19 protein-coding genes and 1 riboswitch are annotated in these 25,710 nt (G+C 72.1%); of the genes, 6 read left to right on the forward strand and 13 right to left on the reverse strand.

Annotated features, from left to right (window positions below; translation table 11 throughout):
• Nucleotides 1-12: 12 nt before the first annotated feature.
• The 3 genes from ACIP4X_RS30515 to ACIP4X_RS30525 are packed head-to-tail and all read right to left on the reverse strand — an operon-like array spanning nt 13 to nt 5,184.
• On the reverse strand, nt 13-1,221 hold the full coding sequence (locus ACIP4X_RS30515) for an alkaline phosphatase family protein (RefSeq protein WP_401351449.1): 1,209 nt from the start codon (nt 1,219-1,221) through the stop codon (nt 13-15).
• Nucleotides 1,221-1,817, reverse strand: a complete 597-nt coding sequence (locus tag ACIP4X_RS30520) for a DUF5998 family protein (protein ID WP_100570666.1) — start codon at nt 1,815-1,817, stop codon at nt 1,221-1,223. Before ACIP4X_RS30520 ends, ACIP4X_RS30515 begins: the two co-directional genes overlap by 1 nt.
• Before the next feature lie 52 nt (nt 1,818-1,869).
• Nucleotides 1,870-5,184 carry a GNAT family N-acetyltransferase gene (locus tag ACIP4X_RS30525; protein WP_401351451.1) on the reverse strand — a complete coding sequence of 1,105 codons (3,315 nt, stop codon included), beginning with the start codon at nt 5,182-5,184 and terminating at the stop codon, nt 1,870-1,872.
• A 175-nt stretch (nt 5,185-5,359) separates the two neighbouring features.
• Here ACIP4X_RS30525 and ACIP4X_RS30530 point away from each other — a divergent pair, with 175 nt between their 5' ends.
• Nucleotides 5,360-5,641 (forward strand): HPr family phosphocarrier protein, encoded by a 282-nt coding sequence (locus tag ACIP4X_RS30530; protein WP_358735134.1) that lies wholly within the window; start codon nt 5,360-5,362, stop codon nt 5,639-5,641.
• Between the two features lie 161 nt (nt 5,642-5,802).
• On the opposite strand, the gene ACIP4X_RS30535 is transcribed toward ACIP4X_RS30530, so the two are convergent.
• The 3 genes from ACIP4X_RS30535 to ACIP4X_RS30545 form a co-directional block, all read right to left on the reverse strand.
• Nucleotides 5,803-6,558, reverse strand: coding sequence for a M23 family metallopeptidase (locus tag ACIP4X_RS30535; protein WP_401351453.1), 756 nt, complete (start codon nt 6,556-6,558; stop codon nt 5,803-5,805).
• A 12-nt stretch (nt 6,559-6,570) separates the two neighbouring features.
• Nucleotides 6,571-6,731: riboswitch (cyclic di-AMP (ydaO/yuaA leader) on the reverse strand.
• A 203-nt stretch (nt 6,732-6,934) separates the two neighbouring features.
• Nucleotides 6,935-8,323, reverse strand: a complete 1,389-nt coding sequence (locus tag ACIP4X_RS30540) for a pitrilysin family protein (protein ID WP_358735137.1) — start codon at nt 8,321-8,323, stop codon at nt 6,935-6,937.
• Nucleotides 8,320-9,693, reverse strand: a complete 1,374-nt coding sequence (locus ACIP4X_RS30545; protein ID WP_358735140.1) for a pitrilysin family protein — start codon at nt 9,691-9,693, stop codon at nt 8,320-8,322. The genes ACIP4X_RS30540 and ACIP4X_RS30545 overlap by 4 nt, the downstream gene beginning before the upstream one ends.
• Nucleotides 9,694-10,045: 352 nt before the next feature.
• Here ACIP4X_RS30545 and ACIP4X_RS30550 point away from each other — a divergent pair, with 352 nt between their 5' ends.
• A complete protein-coding gene (locus tag ACIP4X_RS30550) occupies nt 10,046-12,502 on the forward strand; it encodes a DNA topoisomerase IV subunit A (protein WP_358735142.1) in 2,457 nt (818 codons plus the stop codon).
• Here the strand turns inward: ACIP4X_RS30550 and ACIP4X_RS30555 are convergent.
• Nucleotides 12,499-13,746 (reverse strand): GTP-binding protein, encoded by a 1,248-nt coding sequence (locus tag ACIP4X_RS30555; protein ID WP_401351455.1) that lies wholly within the window; start codon nt 13,744-13,746, stop codon nt 12,499-12,501. The two genes, ACIP4X_RS30550 and ACIP4X_RS30555, sit on opposite strands and share 4 nt — an antisense overlap.
• A 177-nt stretch (nt 13,747-13,923) precedes the next feature.
• Here ACIP4X_RS30555 and ACIP4X_RS30560 point away from each other — a divergent pair, with 177 nt between their 5' ends.
• From ACIP4X_RS30560 to ACIP4X_RS30570, 3 genes are all read left to right on the forward strand, one after another.
• Nucleotides 13,924-14,865, forward strand: coding sequence for a sucrase ferredoxin (locus ACIP4X_RS30560; RefSeq protein ID WP_358735146.1), 942 nt, complete (start codon nt 13,924-13,926; stop codon nt 14,863-14,865).
• Nucleotides 14,866-15,188: 323 nt separating this feature from the next.
• Nucleotides 15,189-16,853: an ATP-binding protein gene (locus tag ACIP4X_RS30565; protein WP_391457343.1), complete on the forward strand. Its 1,665-nt coding sequence runs from the start codon at nt 15,189-15,191 to the stop codon at nt 16,851-16,853.
• On the forward strand, nt 16,850-17,530 hold the full coding sequence (locus ACIP4X_RS30570; RefSeq protein WP_358735149.1) for a response regulator: 681 nt from the start codon (nt 16,850-16,852) through the stop codon (nt 17,528-17,530). Before ACIP4X_RS30565 ends, ACIP4X_RS30570 begins: the two co-directional genes overlap by 4 nt.
• Nucleotides 17,531-17,580: 50 nt before the next feature.
• Here the strand turns inward: ACIP4X_RS30570 and ACIP4X_RS30575 are convergent, their stop codons facing one another.
• From ACIP4X_RS30575 to ACIP4X_RS30585, 3 genes are all read right to left on the reverse strand, one after another.
• Nucleotides 17,581-18,639, reverse strand: coding sequence for an ABC transporter substrate-binding protein (locus tag ACIP4X_RS30575; RefSeq protein WP_358735151.1), 1,059 nt, complete (start codon nt 18,637-18,639; stop codon nt 17,581-17,583).
• A gap of 96 nt (nt 18,640-18,735) precedes the next feature.
• Complete coding sequence (locus tag ACIP4X_RS30580) at nt 18,736-19,599, reverse strand: ABC transporter permease (RefSeq protein ID WP_358735153.1); 864 nt, start codon at nt 19,597-19,599, stop codon at nt 18,736-18,738.
• Nucleotides 19,589-20,404 carry an ABC transporter ATP-binding protein gene (locus ACIP4X_RS30585; RefSeq protein WP_358735154.1) on the reverse strand — a complete coding sequence of 272 codons (816 nt, stop codon included), beginning with the start codon at nt 20,402-20,404 and terminating at the stop codon, nt 19,589-19,591. The genes ACIP4X_RS30580 and ACIP4X_RS30585 overlap by 11 nt, the downstream gene beginning before the upstream one ends.
• A gap of 160 nt (nt 20,405-20,564) precedes the next feature.
• Between ACIP4X_RS30585 and ACIP4X_RS30590 the strand changes: the two genes are divergently transcribed.
• Nucleotides 20,565-21,254, forward strand: a complete 690-nt coding sequence (locus ACIP4X_RS30590) for a response regulator (RefSeq protein ID WP_358735156.1) — start codon at nt 20,565-20,567, stop codon at nt 21,252-21,254.
• A gap of 36 nt (nt 21,255-21,290) precedes the next feature.
• On the opposite strand, the gene ACIP4X_RS30595 is transcribed toward ACIP4X_RS30590, so the two are convergent.
• The 3 genes from ACIP4X_RS30595 to ACIP4X_RS30605 form a co-directional block, all read right to left on the reverse strand.
• Nucleotides 21,291-22,883: a cation acetate symporter gene (locus ACIP4X_RS30595; protein ID WP_358735158.1), complete on the reverse strand. Its 1,593-nt coding sequence runs from the start codon at nt 22,881-22,883 to the stop codon at nt 21,291-21,293.
• Nucleotides 22,880-23,434, reverse strand: coding sequence for a DUF485 domain-containing protein (locus ACIP4X_RS30600; protein WP_358735160.1), 555 nt, complete (start codon nt 23,432-23,434; stop codon nt 22,880-22,882). The genes ACIP4X_RS30595 and ACIP4X_RS30600 overlap by 4 nt, the downstream gene beginning before the upstream one ends.
• A 112-nt stretch (nt 23,435-23,546) precedes the next feature.
• Nucleotides 23,547-25,670, reverse strand: a complete 2,124-nt coding sequence (locus ACIP4X_RS30605) for a DNA topoisomerase IV subunit B (protein WP_358735162.1) — start codon at nt 25,668-25,670, stop codon at nt 23,547-23,549.
• Nucleotides 25,671-25,710 lie beyond the last annotated feature (40 nt).

The following is a 25,710-nucleotide window of genomic DNA, read 5'->3' on the forward strand; positions in this document are numbered from 1 at the left end:
GGGGAAGGGGCCTCAGGAGCGTACTTCCAGCAGGGGGACCAGCTGCTCGGCAGGGGTCATCGAACCGTGGTTGCCGACCATCAGCGACTCCTTCGGCTCCTGCTCGGAGGCGATGAGCAGGACGTCGTCGCGGGCGGCGGCGATCACGTCGCCGATCCGCGCGTACACCCGCTCGTCGACGCGCGGCCCGAACCAGCCCGCCGCGATCGCCTCGTCCCGGGAGGCGACCCAGAACTGCTCGCCGAGCACCTCGCGCCAGCAGGTGAGCACGTCGCCCTCGGCGCCCGGCACCGCGTACACGTGCCGCGCGCGTCCCTCGCCGCCGAGCAGGGCGACGCCCGCGCGCAGCTCCCAGTCCTCGTCGAAGTCGATGCGGTGCTGCTCGTCGAACGGGACGTCGATCATGCCGTGGTCGGCGGTGACGTAGAGCGCGCTGCGCGGCGGGAGCTGCTCGGCCAGGCGCTGCGCCAGCCGGTCGACGTGCATGAGCTGTCCGCGCCAGGTGTCGGAGTCGACGCCGTAGCGGTGACCGGCGCCGTCGAGTTCCGAGTAGTACGTGTAGACGAGGGCCCGGTCGGCGGCGGCGAGCTGCTCGGCCGCGACGTCCATGCGCTCCTCGCCGGTCAGCCGTCCCAGGAACGTGCCGCCGCTGAGCGCGACCTTGGTCAGCGGGGTGTTCTGGAAGGCCGGGGAGGACACCTGGGCGGCGTGCACGCCTGCCTGCTGGGCAAGCTGGAAGACCGTGGGGTGGGGCTGCCAGGCGCGCGGATCGGTGAACGGCTGCCAGCGCAGCTGGTTCATCAGCTGGCCGGTGGCCGGGTTGCGCACGGTGTAGCCGGGCAGGCCGTGCGCGCCCGGGGGCAGGCCGGTGCCGACGGAGGCGAGCGAGGTCGCCGTGGTCGCCGGGTACCCGGCGGTGATCGGGCGGCCGGTTCCGCCGCGCGAGCTGCCGAGCAGGGAGTTCAGGTAGGGCGCTTCCGCGGGGTGCGCCTTCAGCTGCTCCCAGCCGAGGCCGTCGATCAGGAAGACGCAGGCGCGGTCGACGGGGGCCAGCTCGTCGATCGCGGCCGTCATCCGCGGGACGCCCATCCCGGCGGCCAGCGTGGGCAGCAGGTCGGCGAGCGAGCCGGTGCCGTACGCGGGGACGGGTGCGGACTCGACGGCCAGCGGCACCGGGTGGTCCCAGGCGGTGGCGTCGTCGGGGAAGAAGGGGCGGGTCATCAGCGGGTCGGGTCCGCGGTGGCCTCGGAGATGGCCTGGGCGAAGGCGAGGGCCTGCCGGACCGTCTCGGGGCCGTCGCCGGCCTCGCTGACGCGCAGGCTGAGGTCGTCCGCCGTCGAGTTGCCCGTGTAGCCGTGGTCGGCCTCGCAGTTGGGGTCACCGCAGGCGGCGGGCTCCAGGTCGATACGGGACACGGCGCCCCAGCCGATGGTCAGCACGACCTCGCGCGGCAGCGTGCCCGGCGTGTACTGCTCGGGGTTGGCGACCACGCGGCTGACCACGACCGACGAGATCCGGTCGAGCTTGACCGACTCCGTGGACGTGGTGGCGTACGGCGTCGGGGAGGTGCTGTCGGCGGCCTGCTCGTCGGTGTGGCTGACGATGAAGCGGTTGCCGGTGAGGACGAGCACCGTCACGTGCCGCCGCACCTCGTTCTGGTCGAACGTGGTCTCCTGGTGGACCAGGTACGACCGGATGGGCTCTCCGCCCACGGCGGCCTCCACCGCTTCGGCCACGAGAGCCGGGTAGTAGCCGCTGCGTTCGATCGCCGAACGCAGCCCCTGGGTCGTCGTACTGGTCTTGGCCATGCCGTCCATCCTACGGGGGCGCACCGACTGCGAGGCACCGCCGCGGAGCGAGGAGCCGCGGTCAGTACACCGGGAGCGTGCGCGGGCCGAGGTCGTCGCGCGCGGGCGGGGGTGCCAGGCGCACGGTGGCGTCGAGGACGGTCAGCCCGCGCGGGGCGACGACGACCGGTTCCATGGTGACGGCGACGACCTCCGGGTGGTCGTGGACCAGCCGTGACACGCGCAGCAGCAGCTCCTGCAGGGCGGCTGTGTCGACCGGGGCGGAGCCGCGCCAGCCGAACAGCAGGGGCGCCGTGCGGATGGAGCTGATCAGGGAGGTGGCCTCGCGGTCGGTGACGGGGATCAGCCGGTGGGCCATGTCGCCGAGCAGTTGGGAGGCGACGCCGGCGAGCCCGAAGGAGAGCACGGCGCCGGCCGCCGGGTCGATCACCGCGCGCACGACGGTGTCGACGCCTCGGGGTGCCATCGCCTGCACCACCGGCCGCACCTCCTCGGGCTTGCCGAAGAGGTCGGTCAACTCGGCGTATGCCCAGCGGAGTTGCTCCTCGTCGGTGAGGTCGAGGCGTACGCCGCCCAGGTCGGCGCGGTGCCGCAGATGGGGGGCGGTGGCCTTCAGAGCGACGGGGTAGCCGAGGGTGCGGGCAGCCTCGGCGGCGTCGTCGGGGGTGGGTGCGGGCAGGGCCCGGCGCACGTGGATGCCATACCGGCCGAGCAGCTCGCAGGTCTTCTCCGTGCCGAGCGTGAGGCCCTGCCCGCGCTCCAGCAGCCCGCCGATGAACACGGCGGCGCCCTTCTCGTCGATGTCCTCGTACTCCGGCACCCGGCCGGGCTCCGCGGCCTCCCGCCGCCACTGTCCGTACCGGACCGCTTCGGCGAGCGCCCGCACGGCGCGCTCGGCGGCGGGATAGGCGGTGATCAGCCGCGGTCCGGCGGCGGCCGACTCGGCGCTCGCACCGGCCGACGCCACAGGCCCGGGGCCCGTTCCTCCGGGCCCTTCGGGCACGGCGGAGGCCGGTCGCCCAGGACCGGGACCGGCACCGGGCCGCGAACCTGCGGCGAATGCTTGGTCGGGACCCGATTCCCGACCGGGGCCGGGGGCCTGACCAGGGCCGGAGGCCTGACCAGGGCCGGAGGCCTGGCCAGGTCCTCGTCCGGGTCCCGTGCGCGCCTTCGGGCCGGTGCCGGTCTCGGGGTTCGGGCCAGTGCCGGTCTCGGGGTGCGGGTCTGCGGGCGAAAAGACCGGGCCGGACCGGTGGCCCGCCCCCGGCCGGGGGCCCTGGCCGACGTGCGGCGCCACGCCGGGCTCAGGGCCCGAGTCGGCCGGGGACACCCCGCCCGACTGATGGTCCGCGCCCGCCAGGGAAGCAGCGCCCGCCTGGTGAACCGGACCAGCCGGGGACGCCCCGCCCGTCGGGCGGTCCGGACCCCTCGGGAGAGCCTGAGCCGACCCGGGTGCCGTGGAGCGCGGCAGCAGCGGAGTCGCCGGCGGCTGGGGGCCCGGGCCGGGGGGCGGGGCCGTGCTCGTGGCGGCGGAGAGGGCTTCCGCCAGGTCGCCGAACTCGACGTGGACCACCAGGACCGGCTTGCCGGGGACCTCCTGGGCGGCCGAGCGCAGCGCCTCGGCCAGGGCGGTGTCCGCGGCGGCCTCCTCCCCCACCGCCGGTATCAGCGTGACGACCACCGCGTCGGTGGTCTCGTCGGTGAGCGCCCGGGACAGCGCGACCCGGAAGTCCTCCGCCGAGGCCGCCGTCGTCAGGTCGCGCGGCGGCTGGGGGCGCAGCCCCTCCGCGAGACAGCGGTCGTAGGTCAGCACGCCCAGCGACTCGGAGTTGCCGAGGATCGCCACCCGCGGTCCCGGCGGCAGCGGCTGCCGGGCGAGCAGCAGGCCGGTGTCGACCAGTTCGGTGATGGTGTCGACCCGGATCACTCCGGCCTGCCGCAGCAGCGCGGACACCGTCGCATGCGGCAGCCGGGTCGCCCGTACCGCGTGCCCCGGCGGGGCGGAGCCTGCGCTCTGCACCACGACCAGCGGCTTCACCGCCGCCGTACGCCGGGCCAGGCGGGTGAACTTGCGCGGGTTGCCGATGGACTCCAGGTACATCAGGGCGACGTCGGTGTCGGGGTCGTCGTACCAGAACTGCATGACGTCGTTGCCGGAGACGTCCGCCCTGTTGCCGGCCGACACGAAGGTCGACACGCCCGTGACCCCGGTGACCCCGCCGCCCCGCCGGTGCAGCCGGGACAGCAGCGCGATGCCGATGGCCCCGGACTGGGCGAAGAGTCCGATGCGGCCGGGCCGGGGCATCTCCGGGGCGAGGGAGGCGTTGAGCCGAACGTCCGGCGAGGTGTTGATGATCCCGAAGGTGTTGGGCCCGATGATCCGCATGCCGTACGAGCGTGCCTGCCGTACGAGCGCGCGCTGCCGCTCGCGTCCCTCGGGGCCGCTCTCCGCGTAGCCCGCGGAGATCACGACGAGCCCCTGCACACCGTGCTCGCCGCACTCGGCGACGGCGTCCGGTACGTGCTCGGCCGGCACGGCGACGACGGCGAGGTCCACGGGGCCGTCGATGTCGCGCACCGAGCGGTGGGCGGGCACCCCGTCGATCTCCCGGCAGTCCTCACCGAAGGCCCGGTTCACGGCGTGGAGCCGGCCGGTGAAGCCGGCGTCGCGGATGTTGTCGAGGAGCCCGCGGCCCACGCCGCCGCGCGTGCGGCCGACTCCGATGACGGCGACCGAGCCGGGTACGAGCAGCCGCCGTACGGACCGTGCCTCGGCTCGCTGTTCCCGTGCCTGCTGCACGGCCAGCGAGCGGTCGGTCGGCTCGATGCCGAACTCCAGATGGACGACGCCGTCCTCGAAGCTGCGCTTCTGGGTGTACCCGGCGTCCGTGAACACCTTGATCATCTTGGTGTTGGCCGGCAGCACCTCGGCGGTGAAGCGGCGGATTCCGCGCTCCCGGGCGACGGCCGCGATGTGCTCAAGGAGCGCGGAGGCGACGCCCCGGCCCTGGTGCGCGTCCTGCACCAGGAAGGCGACCTCGGCCTCGTCGGACGGCGCCGAGGCGGGCATGCCGTCCGTGCCGATGCGGTCGTAGCGTACGGTGGCGATGAACTCGCCGCCGACCGTGGCCGCGAGTCCCACCCGATCCACGAAGTCGTGGTGCGTGAAGCGGTGGACGTCCTTCGCGGACAGCCGTGGGTAGGGCGCGAAGAAGCGGTAATACTTGGATTCGTCCGACACCTGTTCGTAGAAGCTGACCAGACGGCCGGCGTCATCGGCGGTGATGGGGCGGATCCGTGCGGTGCCGCCGTCGCGCAGTACCACGTCGGCCTCCCAGTGCGCGGGGTACTCGTGCCGGTCCGGCGAGGTCTGCATGGGCCCCAGCGTACGGCTCGCGTCCCACAGCGGCGCGCGGCAGTCTGTGGAGGACACACATCGGACCGAGGCCGCGGTCCGACGCCACCCGGAGCGGCGCACACCGCCGCTCCGGGCTCGTTTCACGTATGGAAAACTGGTCTAGACAACCCTGACACCCGAAGGGCAGCAACACATGGCTGAGCGCCGCGTCAACGTCGGCTGGGCCGAGGGCCTCCACGCCCGCCCCGCCTCCATCTTCGTCCGGGCCGCCACGGCCGCAGGCATCCCGGTGACGATCGCCAAGGCCGACGGGACGCCCGTCAACGCGGCCTCCATGCTGGCCGTGCTCGGCCTCGGCGCCGAGGGCGGCGAGGAGGTCGTCCTGGCCTCCGACGCCGACGGCGCGGAGGCCGCGCTCGACCGCCTGGCCAAGCTGGTCGCCGAGGGACTCGAGGAGCTTCCCGAGACGGTCTGACCCGGCAGGAACGGTTTTGCGCCGAAGCCGTGCCGCCCGGACGGGTGGCACGGCTTCGGCATGCCCGGCGGCAGCCACAAGACCGCCGGGGAACGCCGGAGGCCCCGGCTCGGGAGCCGGGGCCTCGGGAGTGCCGGGCGGACGGTGCGCCGGGCGGCGGGTCAGACGTCGACGCCGTGCTTGCGGAGGTAGGCCACGGGGTCGACGTCGGAGCCGTAGTCCGGGGTCGTACGGGCCTCGAAGTGCAGGTGCGGTCCGGTGACGTTGCCGGTGGCGCCGGACACGCCGATCTGCTGGCCGGGGGTGACCTGCTGACCCACCGAGACCTGGATGGACGACAGGTGCCCGTACTGGGTGTACATGCCGTCGGCCATCCTGATCACGACCTGGTTCCCGTACGCCCCGCCCCAGCCGGCGTCGACGACGGTGCCGCTGCCGACCGCGTGGACGCCGGTGCCGCTCGCGGCGTGGAAGTCGATGCCGGTGTGGGTGCCGGAGGACCACAGGGAGCCGCCGGTCCGGTAGCCGGTCGACACGTACGAGTCGAAGATCGGCGCGACGAAGGCGTTGAGGCGCTTGCGCTCGGCCTCGCGGGCGGCGCGCGCCTTGGTCTCGCGCTCCTTCGCCGCCTGCTCGGCGGCCTTCTTGCGCGCGGCCTTCTCGGCCTCCTTGCGCGCGGCGGCCCGGTGCTGGGCGACGGCCTGGGCGTCGATCTTCTCGGCGACGCTGTCGCCGATGGTGACGACCGGGGTGAGGCCGGTGTCCTCGGGGGCGGGAGCCTCCGCCGCGAGGGCCGGGGCGGCGAGGGTGCCGATGACACCGGTGGTGGCCAGGGCCGCGACGCCCGCCGCGCGGGCGGTGGTGCGGTGCATCCGGCTCGGCCGCCGGTGCTTCCCGGCGGCGCGGGTGAACGCCATGGAGACGTGGGTCCTTTCCTTCCCTGTCGCCTACCGGGTTAGCTGACGGGTTCGGAGCAGGAAGGTCTCCTACGGCCCCCTCGCATCGCGCGCGGGTGTCCGATTCACCCCAGGGACGGTGGGTCCCCGGCTCCCCTGGCTCGCGCCGTACGGGGACTCGGCGATGACTGTCCGGTGCCGCGGACGCGGCGCACTGCCCGACGAACAGCCGGACCGACGCTAAGCGGGGCCGCTTTCAATTCCCAAACGGATCAGAAGTTTTGTAGCGCATACCACAGGGCAGACAGGCGATCTCTCCCTCAATTCGGGCAACATCCGGACAACATGGGGCCCTGGTGACGCTTCGGTCACCAGGGCCCCACGCGCGTGTGTGCCGCTACTCGGCCTCGACGACGGTGACCCGGCCGACGCCCAGGGCCTCGACGGGCTCCTTGATCTGCGCCGCGTCACCGACGAGGACCGTCACCAGACGGTCCACCGGGAAGGCGTTGACGACGGCCGCGGTGGCCTCCACCGTGCCGGTGGCGGCGAGCTGCTGATAGAGCGTCGCCTGGTAGTCGTCGGGCAGGTGCTGCTCGACCTGGTCGGCCAGCGTGCCCGCCACGACGGCGGCCGTCTCGTACTTCAGCGGGGCCACGCCGACGAGGTTCTGCACGGCGACGTCCCGCTCGGCGTCCGTGAGGCCCTCGGCGGCGAGCTTGCGCAGCACCGTGAACAGGTCGTCCAGGGCCGGGCCGGTGTTCGGGGTGTCGACCGAGCCGCTGATGGCGAGCATCGCGGCGCCCGACCCGTCGGGGGCCGAGCGCATCACCTGGCCGAACGCCCGCACGCCGTAGGTGTAGCCCTTCTCCTCGCGCAGGACGCGGTCCAGGCGGGAGGTGAGGGTGCCGCCGAGGCAGTAGGTGCCGAGCACCTGGGCGGGCCACACGCGTGCGTGCCGGTCGGCGCCGATGCGGCCGATGAGAAGCTGCGTCTGGACGGCGCCGGGCCGGTCCACGATGACGACGCGGCCGGTGTCGTCGGCGGTCACCGGCGGCACGGGCCGCGGCTTGGCGGGCGCGCCGGTCCAGGCGCCCAGGGTCCGGCCCAGCAGCTCGTCGAGGTCGATGCCGGTGAGGTCGCCGACGACCACGGCGGTGGCCGTGGACGGGCGCACGTGCCGGTCGTAGAAGGCGCGGACGGCCGCCGAGTCGATGGCCTCCACCGTCTCCTCGGTGCCCTGGCGCGGCCGCGACATGCGCGAGTCGGCCGGGAAGAGCTCCTTGGACAGCTCCTTGGCGGCGCGGCGGGCCGGGTTGGCCAGCTCGTGCGGGATCTCGTCGAGCCGGTTGCGCACCAGCCGCTCGACCTCGGAGTCGGCGAACGCGGGGGCCCTGAGGGCGTCGGACAGCAGGCCGAGCCCCTTGGCCAGGCGGGAGGCCGGGACCTCCAGGCTGAGCCGTACGCCGGGGTGGTCGGCGTGCGCGTCGAGGGTGGCGCCCGCGCGCTCAAGATCGGCGGCGAACTCCTCGGCGGAGTGCTGGTCGGTGCCCTCGGAGAAGGCCCGCGCCATGATCGTGGCCACGCCGTCCAGGCCGGCCGGCTCCGCCTCCAGGGGTGCGTCAAGGAGCACCTCGACGGCGACGACCTGCTGGCCGGGGCGGTGACAGCGGAGCACCGTCAGGCCGTTGTCCAGCGTCCCGCGCTCGGGGGCGGGGAACGCCCACGGCCTGGCCTCGCCGGCCTGCGGCCGGGGGTGGAACTCCATCGTGGCGAGCTCGGTCACTTCGCCGCCTCCTCGGTCTCGTCGGTGGCCGCGGCGTCCGCGTCCTGGGCGTCGTCCTGCGTGTCGGCGGCGGTCGGCTCGTAGACGAGCACCGCGCGGTTGTCGGGACGCAGGCGGGACTTGGCGACCTCCTGGACCTCCTCGGGCGTCACCTCCAGGACCCGGCCGACGGCGGTCAGGGCGAGCTGCGGGTCGCCGAACAGGACGGCGTAGCGGCACAGTTCGTCGGCGCGGCCCGCGACCGTACCGAGGCGGTCCAGCCACTCGCGCTCCAGCTGGGCCTGGGCGCGCTCCATCTCCTCCGCCGTCGGGCCCTGTTCGGCGAACCGGGCGAGCTCCTCGTCGATCGCCGACTCGATGACGGGGACCTCGACATCGCCGGAGGTCTTCACGTCCAGCCAGCCGAGGGAGGGCGCGCCGGACAGCCGCAGCAGTCCGAAACCGGCCGCGACGGCCGTACGGTCGCGGCGCACCAGCCGGTTGTAGAGCCGGGAGGACTCGCCGCCCCCGAGGATGGTGAGCGCCAGGTCGGCCGCGTCGCACGCGCGCGTGCCGTCGTGCGGGAGCCGGTAGGCGGCCATCAGGGCGCGGGCCGGAACCTCCTCCTCGACGACCTCGCGCAGCTGCCCGCCGATCACGTCGGGCAGGGAGCCGTCACGGGGCTCGGGCTTGCCGTCGTGGGACGCGATGGAGCCGAAGTACTTCTCGACCCAGGCAAGGGTCTGCTCCGGGTCGATGTCGCCGACGACCGACAGCACGGCGTTGTTCGGCGCGTAGTACGTGCGGAAGAACGCGCGCGCGTCCTCCAGGGTGGCCGCGTCGAGGTCCGCCATGGATCCGATCGGCGTGTGGTGGTACGGGTGGCCCTCGGGGTAGGCGAGGGCGGTCAGCCGCTCGAAGGCGGTGCCGTAGGGGACGTTGTCGTAGCGCTGGCGGCGCTCGTTCTTGACGACGTCCCGCTGGTTCTCCATGGACTCGTCGTCCAGCGCCGCGAGCAGCGAACCCATGCGGTCGGCCTCCAGCCAGAGGGCGAGCTCCAGCTGGTGGGTGGGCATCGTCTCGAAGTAGTTGGTGCGCTCGAAGCTGGTGGTGCCGTTGAGCGAGCCGCCCGCGCCCTGCACCAGTTCGAAGTGGCCGTTGCCCTTGACCTGGGCGGAGCCCTGGAACATCAGGTGCTCGAAAAGGTGAGCCAGGCCGGTGCGTCCCTTTACCTCGTGCCGCGAGCCGACGTCGTACCAGAGGCACACCGCCGCGACCGGGGTCAGGTGGTCCTCGGAGAGCACCACGCGCAGGCCGTTGGCCAGGCGGTGCTCGGTCGCTGTCAGGCCGCCGGAGCCTGCCTCGGCTGCGGCCGTGTGACCCATGGGCATGTACGTCCCTTCGATCGCGATGGCGGTCCGCGAACCGCCCTTTTCCTACCGGTCCTGCCACTGTATGCAAGCGTGCGGACCTGTGGCGAAGTTCCCACGGTCCGTACGCCCGGAGCGAGACGGAAAAGCCGTGCGTCACGACGGCACCACGCGACGGGGACGTCCCCGCAGTTCGCAGCGGCACCAGGGGCACCGCTGCCACCAGCGGCCACGGGACGGCGCGGGGCCCCAGAGGCGGGGCCCGAGGGCGGAACGTGCCCTGTGGGGACGGGGCGTGGTCCGGGTTGTCAGCCGCGCGGTCCACAATGGTCGGCGTCAGATCCCGTCACGCTTCAGCAAGGAGCCGGCAGCGATGGCCCGCCGCAGCACGAAGACCCCGCCGCCCGACGACGCGTACGAGGAGAGGATCCTCGACATCGACGTCGTCGACGAGATGCAGGGCTCCTTCCTCGAGTACGCGTACTCGGTCATCTACTCCCGCGCGCTGCCCGACGCCCGGGACGGACTCAAGCCGGTGCACCGCCGCATCGTCTACCAGATGAACGAGATGGGGCTGCGCCCCGACCGCGGCTACGTCAAGTGCGCCCGCGTCGTCGGCGAGGTCATGGGCAAGCTGCACCCGCACGGCGACGCGTCGATCTACGACGCCCTGGTGCGCCTGACCCAGCCCTTCTCGATGCGTGTCCCGCTCGTCGACGGCCACGGCAACTTCGGCTCCCTCGGCAACGACGACCCGCCGGCCGCCATGCGGTACACCGAGTGCCGGATGGCCGAGGCCACCGGCCTGATGACGGAGTCCATCGACGAGGACACCGTCGACTTCGCCCCCAACTACGACGGCCAGGAGCAGGAGCCGGTGGCCCTGCCGGCCGCCTTCCCGAACCTGCTGGTGAACGGCGCCTCCGGCATCGCCGTCGGCATGGCCACGAACATGCCCCCGCACAACCTCAACGAGGTCATCGCGGCCGCCCGCCACCTGATCCGCCACCCGACCGCGGACCTGGACGCCCTGATGCGGCACGTCCCGGGCCCCGACCTGCCCACCGGCGGCCGGATCGTCGGCCTGTCCGGAATCAGGGACGCCTACGAGAGCGGTCGCGGCACCTTCAAGATCCGCGCGACGGTCTCGGTGGAGACCGTGACGGCGCGCCGCAAGGGGCTGGTCGTCACCGAGCTGCCCTTCTCCGTGGGCCCGGAGAAGGTGATCGCCAAGATCAAGGACCTGGTCGGCTCGAAGAAGATCCAGGGCATCGCCGACGTCAAGGACCTCACCGACCGCGAGCACGGGCTGCGCCTGGTCATCGAGATCAAGAACGGCTTCGTGCCCGAGGCCGTCCTGGAGCAGCTCTACAAGCTGACGCCGATGGAGGAGTCCTTCGGCATCAACAACGTCGCCCTGGTCGACGGTCAGCCCCTCACGCTCGGCCTGAAGGAGCTGCTGGAGGTCTACCTCGACCACCGCTTCGAGGTCGTACGGCGCCGCAGCGAGTACCGCCGGCGCAAGCGGCGCGACCGGCTGCACCTGGTGGAGGGCCTGCTCACCGCGCTGGTGGACATCGACGAGGTCATCCGTCTGATCCGCTCCAGCGACAACTCCGCGCAGGCCAAGGAGCGCCTGATGCGGCGCTTCTCGCTGAGCGAGATCCAGACCCAGTACATCCTCGACACCCCGCTGCGCCGGCTGACCAAGTACGACCGCATCGAGCTGGAGGCGGAGAAGGAGAAGCTCATCGCGGAGATCGAGGAGCTGACCCGGATCCTGGAGTCCGACGCGGAGCTGCGCAAGCTGGTCTCGGCCGAACTGGCCGCGGTCGCCAAGAAGTTCGGCACTCCCCGGCGCACGATGCTGCTGGAGGCGAGCGACGCCCCGGCCGCCGTGGTGCCGTTGCAGGTGGCGGACGACCCGTGCCGTGTTCTGCTGTCCTCGACGGGCCTGATGGCCCGCACGGCGAACGGCGAACCGTTCGCGCAGGGCACGGACGGCAAGCGGCAGAAGCACGACGTGATCGTCTCGGCGGTCCCGGCGACCGCCCGGGGAGAGGTGGGCGTGGTGACGTCGGCGGGTCGGCTGCTGCGCGTGAACGTCGTCGACCTGCCCCAGCTGCCGGAGCAGACGTCGGCTCCGAACCTCGCCGGCGGAGCGCCGCTGGCGGAGTTCGTCTCCCTGGAGGACGACGAGACCGTGGTCTGCCTGACCACGCTGGACGAGTCGTCGCCCGGCCTGGCACTCGGCACCGAGCAGGGCGTCGTCAAGCGGGTCGTGCCCGACTACCCGTCCAGCAAGGAGGAGTTGGAGGTCATCACGCTCAAGGAGGGTGACCGGATCGTCGGCGCGGTGGAGCTGCGCACCGGTGAGGAGGACCTGGTCTTCATCACGGACGACGCCCAGCTCCTGCGCTACCAGGCCTCCCAGGTCCGCCCGCAGGGCCGCCCGGCCGGCGGCATGGCCGGCATCAAGCTCACCGAGGGCGCCAAGGTCATCTCGTTCACGGCCGTCGACCCGGCCGCGGACGCGATCGTCCTCACCGTGGCCGGTTCGCGCGGCACGCTGGACGACTGCGTGCAGACGACGGGCAAGGTCACGCCGTTCGACCAGTACCCGCGCAAGGGCCGCGCCACCGGTGGCGTGCGCTGCCAGCGGTTCCTGAAGGGCGAGGACTGCCTGGCCTTCGCCTGGGCGGGGGCCACCCCGGCCCTGGCCGCGCAGAAGAACGGCACCCCGGCCGAACTCCCGCAGCTCGACCCGCGCCGCGACGGCTCGGGTGTGTCGCTGCCGAAGACGGTGGCGGTGGTCGTGGGGCCCGCCTAGACCGGGGGTTCCGACGGGTCCGGGTCTGTCGGGACCAGGTCCGTCGGGTTCAGGTCCGTCGAGTCCGGGACCGTCGAGTCCGGGACCGTCGAGTCCGGGACCGTCGGGTCCGGGACCGTCGGGTCCAGGTCCGTCGGGTCCAGGTCCGTCTGGTGCGGGGCCTCGGGGTCGTGTCCCTCGGGGGCCCGGACGTAGCGCAGGACGCCCCACATGCCGTGCTCGTCGGCGTGCGGGGTGTCCTGCTCGCACGCCTCCAGCTCCTTGCCGAGGGCGCCCGCGTCGATGCCGGAGCCGATGAGCACGAGCTGGGTGAGACGGGGGTCGTCGCCGTCCGGCCAGGGCTCGGGGTAGAAGCGCAGGAATCGCCCCACGGCGTGCACGGCGTAGCGGTTGCGCACGTCGTGGCGGCCGAAGCCGACGTACCCCTTGATCCGGTAGAGCCCGTCGGGCCGGCTGTCCAGGAACCGCATCAGGCGGCGGGGATCGAGCGGCACGTCGGAGACGAAGGAGAGGCTGTCGTAGCCGGCGTGCAGATGCCCGGCGTGGTGGTCGTGCTCCTCGTCCGCGCCGGACGCGTGCAGGTCGTCGAAGGAGAGCTGCCCGACCCGCTCCTCGCTCGGCCGGCAGTCGAAGAGGAACTCCGGGTCCACCCTGCCGTACGAGGCCGCGACGACGGCGGCCCCGTCGACCAGGGACCGTACGAGTGCGAGCACCTTCTCGCCGTCGGCGGCCCGGTCGGTCTTGTTGACGACGACGAGGTCGGCGAGCGCCAGATGCCGGTCGATCTCGGGATGCCGCGCCCGCGTGTCGCCGAACTCGACGGCGTCCACGACCTCGACGAGCCCGCCGTAGACGACCCGGGGGTTCTCGGAGGCCAGCACCATGCGGACGAGTTCCTGGGGCTCGGCGAGTCCGCTGGCCTCGATGACGACGACGTCGATACCGGCGGCCGGGCTCGTCAACCGGTCGAGGTAGACGTCGAGTTCACTGGCGTCGACCGCGCAGCACAGGCACCCGTTGCCGAGGGAGACGGTGGAGTCCCCGAGGGCGCCCGCGACCGCCATGGCGTCGATCTCGACGGCGCCGAAGTCGTTGACGATCGCGCCGATGCGGCTGCCGCCGCTGCGGTGCAGCAGATGGTTGAGAAGCGTGGTCTTGCCCGAGCCGAGAAAACCGGCGAGCACCACGACCGGGATCTGCGCCGCGCTGCGGCTCGGGCTCGGGTACCGGTTCGGCTGACTCACCGCGCGACCTCTCTCATGCCGACGCGTGCACCGGCTCAGGGCCCTGTGCACGTACGAGGATGGAATGCCGACCAAGGATACGAGCCGTACGCGCGTCGGGGCGCTGCGCGAGTGCCCGGAGAAGATCACCCCGACGGCTGGAATGGTTACGGCCCGAGTCAGGTTAGGCTCACCTGTGTGAGTACGTGCTCGACCGCCTCCCGGCAGCTCGACGAGCCGATGGCCGCCACCGCGGCCACGGCGACGACCTGGCTGCTGCTGGAACAGCCCGGCCCCTGGGGTGCCAAGGCACTCGCTTCGAGCCACCTGGACCCCGCGCTCGGACGCGCGCTGGAGCGCGCGGCGCGGGGCACCGGCGTGCGGATCGCGCTCATCCGCCGTCCGGGGCGGCACGCCGACCGCCGCAACCAGTCCGTACGGCATGTGTACGCGGCCCATACGGTCCCGGGGAACGTATGGCTGCACAGCGCCATGACCGCCGATCCGGAACAGCTGCTGGCCCTCGACTTCGCCGCGCTGGGCATGGGTGACCATCACACCTTCGACGCCGCGCTCCAGGGCGGGCCACACACAGGTGATCCGCTCGCGCTGGTGTGCACCAACGGCAAGCGGGACCAGTGCTGCGCCCTCCTCGGCCGCCCCCTCGCGGCCGAACTCGCCGCCTCCGGGGTCCAGGACGTCTGGGAGGTCACGCACCTGGGCGGCCACCGTTTCTCGCCGACCCTGCTCGTGCTGCCGTTCGGATACGCCTACGGCCGGGCCGAGGCCCACGCCGTCAAGGAGATCCTGCACCGTGTGGGCGAGGGCCGGATGGTCCTCGAAGGCTGCCGGGGCCGCACGGCATGGGAACGGCCCGGACAGGCCGCGGAACTGGCGGTGCGGGAGGCGGCGCGCGAGTACCGCGCGGACGCGCTGAGCGTCGTACGCACCGACGGACCGGCGCCGCGCTGGGAGGTCACGGTCGCCCACACCGACGGCCGCCGGTGGCACGTGACCGTGACCCAGGAGGCCGCCCTCCCACCACGCCCGGAAAGCTGCGGCGCCTCGGTACTGGGCGGCCCGACACGCATGGACGTGACGGCCGTCCATGAACTGGCACCCGCGGGACTGCGGGCCTGACGCCCCACCCCCCACGCGCCTCCCCGAGGCGCACCGGCCTCGTGCCGCCGCTGAAGGCCCATGCACCGACGGCACGCCAGCACAACAGCACCCCCGCTCGACGGGGCACCGCGACAGCACGGCGGGGCGACGGCACGGCGGGGACGCGAGACAGCAACGGGACGGCACAGCAACTCGCCAGCTCGACACGGCAGCACGACGGCAAGCCGGGGCGACGGCGTGGCACGGCGACGGGGCGAGGTCGGGCCCTGGGGCGGGAGATCCGTGCCACACAGCGGGGCAGCTCGCGAACAGCCTCCGTGTCGCGACGTACTGTCATGCCCATGAGCGCCACTCCTCCCGCCCGCCGCCGGCGGCTGGGCCTGCCGCGACGTGTCTTCTCGCAGGTGCTGCTGATGCAGCTGGCGATCGCCGCGGGAGTCGCCGTGCTCGCGACCGGCCTGTTCCTCGCGCCGCTGAGCCACCAGCTGGACGAGCAGGCGATGCGCCGCGCCCTCGCCATCGCCGAGACCACCGCCGAGAACCGGCAGATCGCACAGGACCTCCAGCACACCGTCCCGGCCGTGGACGGCCCCGTGCAGCGGGAGGCGGAGCGGATCCGGAAGGCGACCGGCGCCGAGTACGTCGTGGTGATGGACAGACGGGGCATGCGCTGGTCGCACACGGATCCGGAACAGGTGGGCCGGCACGTGTCGACGAGCCCCAGCACGGCCCTGGCCGGCCGGAAGGTCATGGAGATCGACACCGGCACGCTGGGCCGCTCGGCACGCGGCAAGGTGCCCCTGTACGACGGCGGCCACCACATCGTGGGCGCGGTCTCGGTCGGCATCGCCTACGACAGCGTGCGGGCCAAGCTGATCGACGCCATTCCGGGCCTGTTCGCCTACGCCGGCGGTGCCCTGGCCGTCGGCGCGCTGGCCGCGTGGGTGGTCTCCCGCCGGGTCCAGCGGCAGACGAGGGACCTCGCCTTCTCGGACATCGCGGCCCTGCTCGCCGAACGCGAGGCCATGCTGCACGGCATCCGGGAGGGAGTCGTGGCCCTGGACCGCGGCGGGCGGATCCGGCTGCTCAACGACGAGGCGCGGCGGCTGCTCGGCCTCGGCGACCAGGCGGTGGGCCGGTCGCTCGACGAGGCGCTCGGCGAGGGCCGTACGACCGACGTCCTGGCCGGGCGGGTGACGGGCACGGACCTGCTCACGGTGTGCGGACAGCGCGTCCTGGTCGCCAACCGGATGCCCACCGACGACGGGGGTGCCGTCGCCACCCTGCGCGACCGCACCGAACTGGAGGAGCTGGGCCGGGAGCTGGACTCGACGCGCGGCCTGATCGACGCCCTGCGTGCCCAGGACCACGAGCACGCCAACCGCATGCACACCCTGCTCGGGCTGCTCGAACTGGAGATGTACGACGACGCCGTGGAGTTCGTCGGCGAGGTGGTCGGCGACCACCGGGCCATCACCGAGCAGGTCACCGAGAAGATCCAGGACCCGCTGCTCGCCGCCCTGCTGGTCGGCAAGGCGACCGTCGCGGCCGAGCGCGGGGTCGCGCTGTGGCTGTCGGACCGCACGCACCTGCCGGACCGGCTCGTCGACCCCAGGGGTCTGGTCACGATCGTCGGCAACCTGGCCGACAACGCGCTGGACGCGGTCGCCGGGACTCCGCACGCGCGCGTGGAGGTCGAACTGCGCGCGGCGGGCCGTACCGCCGTGCTCCGGGTGCGCGACACCGGGCCCGGGGTCCCGGCGGGCAGGCGCGACCTGATCTTCACGGAGGGGTGGTCCACCAAGCAGCCGCCGGCGCACGGCAGGCGCGGTATCGGTCTGTCCCTGGTGCGCAGGCTCGCCGAGCGGCAGGGCGGAACCGTCACGGTGGGCGAGGCGCCCGGCGGCGGCGCGGAGTTCACGGTCGTCCTGCCCGAGGCGCTCGCCGAGGCGGAGCCCGCCCCGGTGGCCGCCCTCGGCGCCGGGACCGGCGAGGAGGAGCGGTGATCGAGGTCCTGGTCGTGGACGACGACGTCCGGGTGGCGCAGGTCAACGCCGCCTATGTGGAGAAGGTGCCGGGCTTCCGCGTGGCCGCCGCGGCACACACCGCCGCCGACGCCCTGCACCGGCTGGAGACGCTGCCGCGGCTCGACCTGGTCCTCATGGACCACTGCCTGCCCGACGACACGGGCCTGTCGGTCGTACGGGAGATGCGCAGCCGCGGCCTCGGGACCGACGTGATCATGGTGACGGCGGCCCGTGACGTGTCGACCGTGCAGGCGGCGATGCGGCACGGTGCGCTGCAGTACCTGATCAAGCCGTTCACCTTCGCCGGGCTGCGCTCCAGACTGGAGGCGTACGCGGCGCTGCGCCGCACCCTGGACAGTGGCGGGGAGGCCGAACAGGCCGAGGTCGACCGGCTCTTCGGGGCGCTGTCGGCGCCGCCGGAGCCCACCCTGCCCAAGGGCCACTCCCCCGCGACCGTCGAACTCGTCCGCCGGACCCTGATGGGGGCCGCCGGGCCCCTGTCGGCCCACGAGGTCGCCGAGCGGACCGGGGTGAGCCGGCAGACCGCCCAGCGCTGCCTGAAGTTCCTGGAGCGCACCGGACAGGTCCGGCTGACGCTGAAGTACGGCGGCGCGGGCCGCCCCGAACACCGTTACGTGTGGGCGGCCCGCGCCTGAGGCCACGGCTCGGGGGGAGGGGAAGGCCGTGGCCCCCTTGCATACGGATCTCAGCCCTTGGCCTTCTCAACGAACTCGGTGGTGTAGGTCTTGCTCAGGTCCACGTCGTGGTTCTGGATGTTGGGGTTGAACGCCTTGAGGACCTTCTCGACGGTCTCGGGGCCGTTCTCGGGCATCACGCCGTCCGTGGTGAACATCGGCAGCGTGTCCTTGATGGCCGTGGCGTAGAGGAACCTGTTGCCCTGCGAGTAGTCGGCGGGCATCTTGTCGGCGATCTGGCTCGGGCTGTGGGTGGACATCCACTTGAGCGTCCTGACGAACGCGTTGGCCAGCTTCTGGACGGTCTCCTTGTGGCTGTCGACCCATTCCGTCTGCATGTACAGGCTGGACGACGGGTACGGGCCGCCGAGCGCCTCCTGCGAACCCTCGGGCGTCCGCATGTCGATGAGGACCTTGCCCGCCTTCTTGTCCAGGATCGTCGCGACGGTCGGATCGGTCGTCATACCGCCGTCGATGGAGCCCTTTTCGAGCGCGGCGATGAAGGTCGGTCCCGCGCCGACGGCGACCGGGCTGAACTCGCTGATCTTCACCCCGTTCTTGACCGCCAGGTACTTGGTGAGGAAGTCGGTCGAGGAGCCGAGGCCGGTGACGCCGAGCTTCTTGCCCTTGAAGTCCTTCGGTGAAGTGATCTTGTCCGCCGCCTTGTTGGAGACGACCTCCACCTCGCCGGGCGCGTGCGAGAACTGCACCACGGACTCGACGTACTTCTTCTTGGTCTGGAGGTCCAGGGTGTGGTCGTAGAAGCCGACGGCGCCCTGGACCTGGCCGGAGACGAGCGCGGTCTCGGCCTGGACACCGGCGGGCTCGCTCAGCAGCTCGACGTTCAGGCCCTCCTCGGCGAAGTAGCCGAGGCGCTGGGTGAGCATCGCGGGCAGGTAGATGACCTTGTCCAGGCCGCCCACCATGATCTTGACCTTCTCCCCCTTGCCGCCCCCGCCGCTGCCGGTGCCGGAGGTGGAACTCGCCGCCTCGTTGGCGCAGGCGGTGAGGGAGGACAGGGCGAGCAGGCCGGCGGCGGCCGAGGCGGCGAATCTGGTGCTCTTGCGCATGAGGGTCACGTCCTTGTGAGAAATGGCGGTACGGGGGCGGGGGCAGCAGGGCCCCGGAGAAGGCCTGTGCGGCGAGCGCGGGCCCGGCAGGCGGCGTCAGTGCTCGGAGTCCGCCGGCTTCCAGCGGAAGATGCGGCGCTCGGCGAAGGTGAGCAGCCCCTCGGCGACGAGCGCGACCGCGGCCAGGATGACCATCGCGGCGTACACACCGGCCGCGTTGAAGGTGCCCTGGGACGCCGCGACCAGCAGGCCGATGCCCTTGGTGGCGCCGATGTACTCGCCGACGATGGCGCCGATGAGGGCGAAGCCGAAGCTGACGTGCAGGCTGGTGAAGATCCACGAGGTCGCGGACGGGATGACCACCTGGAAGGTGACCCGGCGGTCGCTCGCGCCGAGGATCCGCGCGTTGGCCACCAGGTTGCGGTCGACCTCCCGGGCGCCCTGGAAGGCGTTGAAGAACACCGGGAAGAACACGAGGACCACGGCCGAGGCGATCTTGGAGAGCGGTCCGAGCCCGAACCAGATCACGAAGATCGGGGCCAGGACGATCCTCGGAAGGGAGTTGAGCACCTTGATGTACGGGCCGAGGACATCGGCGAGGAAGGTGATGCGTCCGAGCGCGATGCCGAGGACCACACCGACCACCACGCCGAACACCCAGCCGATCAGGGCCTCGTAGAGCGTGTACCAGATCTGCTCGCCCAGCGAGCCCTGCGCGGTGCCGTGCATGGTCCAGGTCCAGACCTGGTCCCAGATCTCCGAGGGCATCGAGAAGTTGAACGCATCGATGACCTCGGCCCGGGACAGTGCCTCCCACAGGCCGAGCACGGCCACCAGCACCACGGCGCGGGCGAAGCCGACGACCACCTTGCGTTTGCGGGCGGCACGGGCCCTGGAGTGCGCGCGGTCCGGGGTCTTGACCGTGTCGGCGACCGGAGTGCTGAGAACGTCAGGCGACATGGGCGGCACCTCTTTCACGGGTGATGCGGACCTCTTCGCCGAGCGACTCCCAGATCTCGCGGTAGATGTCGATGAACTCCGGCTGGAGGCGCACCTGCTCGACCTTGCGCGGCCGCGGCAGGCCGATGTCGAAGACCTGCTTCACGGTCGCGGGACCGGCGGTCATGACGACGACCTTGTCGGCCAGGGCGATGGCCTCCTCCAGGTCGTGGGTGACGAAGACGACCGAGGCGCCCGTGCCCTCCCACAGCTCCAGGAGCTCGTCCGACATCAGCGCCCGGGTCTGCACGTCGAGCGCCGAGAACGGCTCGTCCATCAGCAGGATCTCGGGGTCGTTGACGAAGGTGGCGGCGAGGGCGACGCGCTTGCGCTGGCCACCGGAGAGCTGGTGCGGGTAGCGGTCCTCGAACGCGGCGAGCCCGACCCTGGCCAGCCACGCACGGGCCTTCTCCTTCGCCTCGGCCTTCGGCGTGCCGCGGAATCGCGGCCCGGCCATCACGTTGGACAGCACCGAGCGCCAGGGGAAGGTGGCGTCCTGCTGGAAGACGAAGCCGACCTTCCCGCCGACGCCCCGCACCGGCTCGCCGGCCACCAGCACATCGCCCTCGGTGGGCTCCTCCAGCCCGCTGACGAGGGTCAGGGTCGTCGACTTGCCGCAGCCGGTGGGGCCGACCACGGCCACGAACTCGCCGCGCCGCACGGTGAGGTCGAGGTCCCTGACGGCCGTGTGCAGGCCCCCTGACGGGGTCCTGAACGTTTTGCTCGCGCCCCGTAGCTCGATGGCGGGGCTGGTGTCTGCGCTCATGGCCCGGGACGGTAGATGTGGCCCCGGCCACAGCAGCAGTCTTCTGAGCGCAAGCCGTTCTTTTGCTCGCAAGCACCTGTTGTGCTCGTTTTGCTCGCGCTACAACAACGGAGCCGGACAACAGCTCAACGCCCACCTGGCCTTGAGGGAAAGAGGCCCGATGATCGACGTCCTGGTGGTCGACGACGACTTCCGTGTCGCTGAGATAAACGCCAGATACGTGGGAAAGGTTCCCGGTTTCCGGGTGGCCGCCCGCGCGCACAGTGCCGCGCAGGCCCTGTCGACCGTGCAGCGCGACGGCATCGACCTGGTCCTCCTCGACCACTACCTGCCCGACCGCACGGGTCTGGAACTCGTCCACCGCATGCGGGAACAGGGCATCGGCACCGACGTCATCATGATCACGGCAGCCGGCGACGTGGCGACCGTCCAGCAGGCGATGCGCCTGGGCGCGTTGCACTACCTGGTCAAACCGTTCACTTTCGCCGCGCTGCGCACCCGCCTGGAGTCCTACGCCGCCCTGCGCCGCACCGTCGACCGGGTCGGGCGCGGCGTCACCGGGCAGGAGCAGGTGGACCGGATCTTCGGCGCCCTGCGCACCGCGCCCGCTCCCGCGTCCCCGGGGCCGCCCAGCGGCCACTCGGAACCGACGACGGACCTGATCTGCGGTGTCCTGCACCGCGCCGACCAGCCCCTGTCCGCCCACGAGGTGGCCGCCCGCACCGGCCTGAGCCGCTCCACCGCCCAGCGCTACCTGCGCCACCTGGAACAGGCGGGACGCCTGCGCCTGTCCCTGAAGTACGGCGACACGGGCCGCCCGGAGCACCGCTACGCGTGGGTGGCGCCCTAGTTGTTCTGTCCACGCGTACGGCGTCCCTGGGTGCCTCTACACGGCCCCCGCCCCCGTCAGCGACCGCACCTCCGTCTCGGCGTGCCTGGCCTCGTCCGGGGTCTCGCGAGAGGTGATGGTGCCCAGCCAGCCGGCGAGGAATCCCAGCGGGACGGAGACGATGCCGGGGTTCTCCAGTGGGAAGAGCTGGAAGTCGACGCCCGGGAACAGGGCGTCGGGGCTGCCGGAGACCACCGGGGAGAGCACGACGAGCCCGAGCGCGGGAACCAGACCGCCGTACACGGCCCACACCGCGCCGCGGGTCGTGAAGCCGCGCCAGAACAGGGAGTAGAGCAGCACCGGCAGGTTCGCCGAGGCGGCGACGGCGAAGGCGAGGCCCACCAGGAAAGCCACGTTGAGGTTGCGGGCGAGCAGGCCGAGGGCGATCGCGACCACGCCGATGCCGACCGCGGCGACGCGCGCCACGGCCACCTCGCTGCGCTGCCGGGCACCGCGGCGCCGCAACGACGCGTACAGGTCGTGGGCCACCGATGCCGAGGAGGCGAGCGTGATTCCGGCGACCACCGCGAGGATCGTGGCGAAGGCGACCGCGGCCACCACCGCGAACAGCACCGTCCCCGCCGTGGAGTCGGCGCCGCCGCCGAGGTCGAGGGCCAGCAGCGGGACCGCCGTGTTCCCGGCCGCGTTGGACCCGCGCAGGGCGTCGGGACCGACGATCGCGGCCGCGCCGAAGCCGAGGACGATGGCCATCAGGTAGAAGCCGCCGATCAGCCCGATGGACCAGATCACCGAGCGCCGGGCGGCCCGCGCGGTCGGCACGGTGTAGAAGCGGGACAGGATGTGCGGCAGCCCCGCGGTGCCGAGCACCAGCGCCAGTCCGAGACTGATGAAGTCCAGGCGCGAGGTCAGGTCCCCGCCGTACTTCAGTCCGGGTACCAGGAAGGCGTCCCCGTGGCCGCTGCGCTCGGCCGCGGTGAGCAGCAGCCGGTCGATGTCGCCGTGGAACCTGACCAGGACGAGCACGGTCAGCACCACGGTGCCGCCCAGCATCAGGACCGCCTTGACGATCTGGATCCAGGTGGTGGCCCGCATCCCTCCCAACGACACGTAGATCACCATCAGCGCGCCGACGCCGATGACGGTCCAGGCCTGCACTCCGGCGCCGGTCCGGCCCAGGAGCAGCGCCACCAGGCTGCCCGCGCCCACCATCTGCGCCACCAGATACAGAACGGACACGGTGACCGAGGAAGTTCCCGCCGCGATCCGCACCGGCCGCGCGCTCATCCGCGCCGCGACCACGTCGGCGAGCGTGAACCGCCCGCAGTTGCGGACGAGTTCGGCGACGAGGAGGAGCACGACCAGCCAGGCCACGAAGAAGCCCACCACGTACAGCACACCGTCGTAGCCGAACAGGGCGATCAGTCCGGGGACGCCCAGGAAGGAAGCGGCCGACGCGTAGTCGCCCGCGACGGCGAAACCGTTCTCCATCGGCGAGAACAGCCGCCCGCCCGCGTAGAACTCCTCGGCCGATCCGTGCCGTTTGCGGCTCACCCAGGTGGTGATCCCGAGCGTGACCACCACGAAGCCGCTGAACAGCACCAGCGCCAGGGTCTGGTGGTTGCCGGTCACAAGGCACCACCGCGCACGCCGCGCGTCAGCTCCTGGGTGTCCCAGCGCAGTTCGAGCGCCGCACGGTCCCTGCGCAGCCGGGCGTGCCGGGCGTAGGCCCAGGTGAGGAGGAAGGTGCTGAGGAACTGGCCGAGGCCCGCGAGCATCCCGACGTTCACCGCGCCCGCCACCGGCCGGGCCATGAACCCCGGTGCGGTCGTCGCGGTCACGACGTAGCCCACGTACCAGACGAGGAAGAGGGTGACGGCCGGCGTCACGAACCTCCGGTAGCGGCTGCGCACCTCCTGGAACGCCGGGCTGCGCTGCACTTCGAGGTACGCGGCGGCCGCCGCGCCGTCCCCAGGACCGGTCCGCCCCTCGCGGCGGGCCGCCGGTGCCGGTGTGTCGGGGGCTCCCGTGCCGTTGCCGTCGCCCCAGCCGGAGGCCAGCGCGTCGTACCAGGGGTCGCGGTACCTGATGTCCTCGGACTCCGGGTCTGGGCCTTCGTCGGTCCCGGGCACGTTCCCGGGACCGCCCCCGCCGGCGCGGAGGCGGTCGTTGCTTGACTGCATGCCCAAGGATGGACAGAACCGGAAGTTCCCCGACTTCTCTTCCCCCCGGTCTTCACCCCATCAGGTGACGCGTCCCGTCTGTGCGTTACCCGGCTGCGTTCCTACGCGAGCCTTACGCGTCGATGCGCGAGCGGTCCAGGGTCGCGGCGGAGCTCGCGATGAACTCCTTGCGGGGCGCCACGTCGTTGCCCATCAGGAGGTCGAACACGCCCTCCGCGGCTTCCAGGTCGGAGAGGTTGATCCGGCGGAGGGTGCGGTGGCGCGGGTCCATGGTGGTCTCCGCGAGCTGGTCGGCGTCCATCTCACCGAGGCCCTTGTAGCGCTGGATCGAGTCCTTGTACCGCACGCCCTTGCTCTGGAACTGGAGCAGCTTGTCGCGCAGCTCGCGGTCCGAGTAGGTGTAGACGTACTTGTCCTGGCCCTTCTTCGGCTGGATCAGCTCGATGCGGTGCAGCGGCGGCACCGCGGCGAACACCCGGCCCGCCTCGACCATGGGGCGCATGTAGCGGTGGAACAGCGTCAGGAGCAGGGTCCGGATGTGGGAGCCGTCGACATCGGCGTCGGTCATCATGATGATCTTGCCGTAGCGGGCCGCGTCGATGTCGAAGGTCCGGCCGGATCCGGCTCCTATGACCTGGATGATCGCGCCGCACTCGGCGTTCTTCAGCATGTCCGTGACGGACGACTTCTGCACGTTGAGGATCTTGCCGCGGATCGGCAGCAGCGCCTGGAACTCGGAGTTCCGCGCCAGCTTCGCCGTGCCGAGCGCGGAGTCGCCCTCGACGATGAACAGCTCGCTGCGGTCGACGTCGTCGCTGCGGCAGTCGGCGAGCTTGGCGGGCAGCGAGGAGGACTCCAGGGCCGTCTTGCGGCGCTGCGCGTCCTTGTGCTGGCGGGCCGCGATGCGCGTGCGGGCCGCGGCGACGGCCTTCTCCAGCACCACGCGCGCCTGCTGTGCGGCGTCGCGCTTGGTGGAGGTCAGGAACTCCTTGAGCTCCTTGGTGACGACGTTGTTCACGATGCGGCGGGCCGCCGAGGTGCCGAGGACCTCCTTGGTCTGCCCCTCGAACTGGGGCTCGGCCAGGCGGACCGTGACGACCGCGGTGAGGCCCTCCAGGGCGTCGTCCTTGACGATGTCGTCCTCGGCGACGCGCAGCATCTTCTTGGCGCGCAGCACCTCGTTCATGGTCTTGGCGACGGCCTGCTCGAAGCCGGCCATGTGCGTGCCGCCCTTGGGGGTGGCGATGATGTTGACGAAGGACCGCAGGGTGGTGTCGTAGCCGGTCCCCCAGCGCAGGGCGACGTCCACGCCGAGCTCGCGGGTGACCTCGGTGGGCGTCATCTGGCCGTGGTCGTCGAGGACCGGGACGGTCTCCTTGAAGGTCCCGTGCCCGGTGAAGCGGAGCACGTCGCAGACCGCCCTGTCGCTCGCCAGGTACTCGCAGAACTCGCTGATGCCGCCGTCGTAGCGGAAGGACTCCTCGCCCTTGCTGCCGCCCTCGCCGAGGCCGTACTCGTCACGGACGACGATGGTCAGTCCGGGCACCAGGAACGCCGTCTGACGGGCGCGCTGGTGCAGGGTCTCCAGGGAGAGCTTGGCGTCCTTGAGGAAGATCTGGCGGTCGGCCCAGTAGCGCACGCGGGTGCCGCTGCGGCTCTTGGGGATCTTCCTGGCCTTGCGCAGACCGCTCCCCGGCTCGAACTTGGCCTCGGGCCCGCCCGTCGTGAACGCGCCGGGCACACCGCGCCGGAAGCTGATCGCGTGGGTGTGACCGCCGCGGTCCACCTCCACGTCCAGCCGGGCGGACAGGGCGTTGACGACGGAGGCACCGACGCCGTGCAGACCGCCGGAGGCGGCGTACGAGCCGCCGCCGAACTTTCCGCCGGCGTGCAGCTTGGTCATCACGACCTCGACGCCGGACAGGCCCGTCTTGGGCTCGACGTCGACCGGGATGCCGCGGCCGTTGTCCCGCACCTCCACCGAGCCGTCGTCGTGCAGCACGACGTCGATGTGGTCGCAGTAGCCGCCGAGGGCCTCGTCGACGGAGTTGTCGATGATCTCCCACAGGCAGTGCATCAGACCGCGGCTGTCGGTCGACCCGATGTACATGCCCGGGCGCTTGCGCACGGCCTCGAGCCCCTCGAGGACGAGCAGGTGCCGAGCGGTGTAGTTGGAACCGTCGCGGTCTGCTCCTGCCAGCAGCGCTGTGGACGGCACGGACGTCTCGGCGGTCACGCGGTTCGCTCCTCGCTGAATTTCAGATGGGGCCCTGTTG

Source organism: Streptomyces sp. NPDC088817, assembly GCF_044750345.1.
In the GTDB taxonomy this organism is placed as follows: domain Bacteria; phylum Actinomycetota; class Actinomycetes; order Streptomycetales; family Streptomycetaceae; genus Streptomyces.

What these genes read in the sequence shown, in the direction of transcription:
- ACIP4X_RS30515 (WP_401351449.1), bottom strand. Translation starts at nt 1,221, where the DNA reads ATGACCCGCCCCTTCTTCCCCGACGACGCCACCGCCTGGGACCACCCG.
- ACIP4X_RS30520 (WP_100570666.1), bottom strand. Translation starts at nt 1,817, where the DNA reads ATGGACGGCATGGCCAAGACCAGTACGACGACCCAGGGGCTGCGTTCG.
- ACIP4X_RS30525 (WP_401351451.1), bottom strand. Translation starts at nt 5,184, where the DNA reads ATGCAGACCTCGCCGGACCGGCACGAGTACCCCGCGCACTGGGAGGCC.
- ACIP4X_RS30530 (WP_358735134.1), top strand. Translation starts at nt 5,360, where the DNA reads ATGGCTGAGCGCCGCGTCAACGTCGGCTGGGCCGAGGGCCTCCACGCC.
- ACIP4X_RS30535 (WP_401351453.1), bottom strand. Translation starts at nt 6,558, where the DNA reads ATGGCGTTCACCCGCGCCGCCGGGAAGCACCGGCGGCCGAGCCGGATG.
- ACIP4X_RS30545 (WP_358735140.1), bottom strand. Translation starts at nt 9,693, where the DNA reads ATGCCCATGGGTCACACGGCCGCAGCCGAGGCAGGCTCCGGCGGCCTG.
- ACIP4X_RS30550 (WP_358735142.1), top strand. Translation starts at nt 10,046, where the DNA reads ATGGCCCGCCGCAGCACGAAGACCCCGCCGCCCGACGACGCGTACGAG.
- ACIP4X_RS30565 (WP_391457343.1), top strand. Translation starts at nt 15,189, where the DNA reads ATGAGCGCCACTCCTCCCGCCCGCCGCCGGCGGCTGGGCCTGCCGCGA.
- ACIP4X_RS30575 (WP_358735151.1), bottom strand. Translation starts at nt 18,639, where the DNA reads ATGCGCAAGAGCACCAGATTCGCCGCCTCGGCCGCCGCCGGCCTGCTC.
- ACIP4X_RS30580 (WP_358735153.1), bottom strand. Translation starts at nt 19,599, where the DNA reads ATGTCGCCTGACGTTCTCAGCACTCCGGTCGCCGACACGGTCAAGACC.
- ACIP4X_RS30585 (WP_358735154.1), bottom strand. Translation starts at nt 20,404, where the DNA reads ATGAGCGCAGACACCAGCCCCGCCATCGAGCTACGGGGCGCGAGCAAA.
- ACIP4X_RS30590 (WP_358735156.1), top strand. Translation starts at nt 20,565, where the DNA reads ATGATCGACGTCCTGGTGGTCGACGACGACTTCCGTGTCGCTGAGATA.
- ACIP4X_RS30600 (WP_358735160.1), bottom strand. Translation starts at nt 23,434, where the DNA reads ATGCAGTCAAGCAACGACCGCCTCCGCGCCGGCGGGGGCGGTCCCGGG.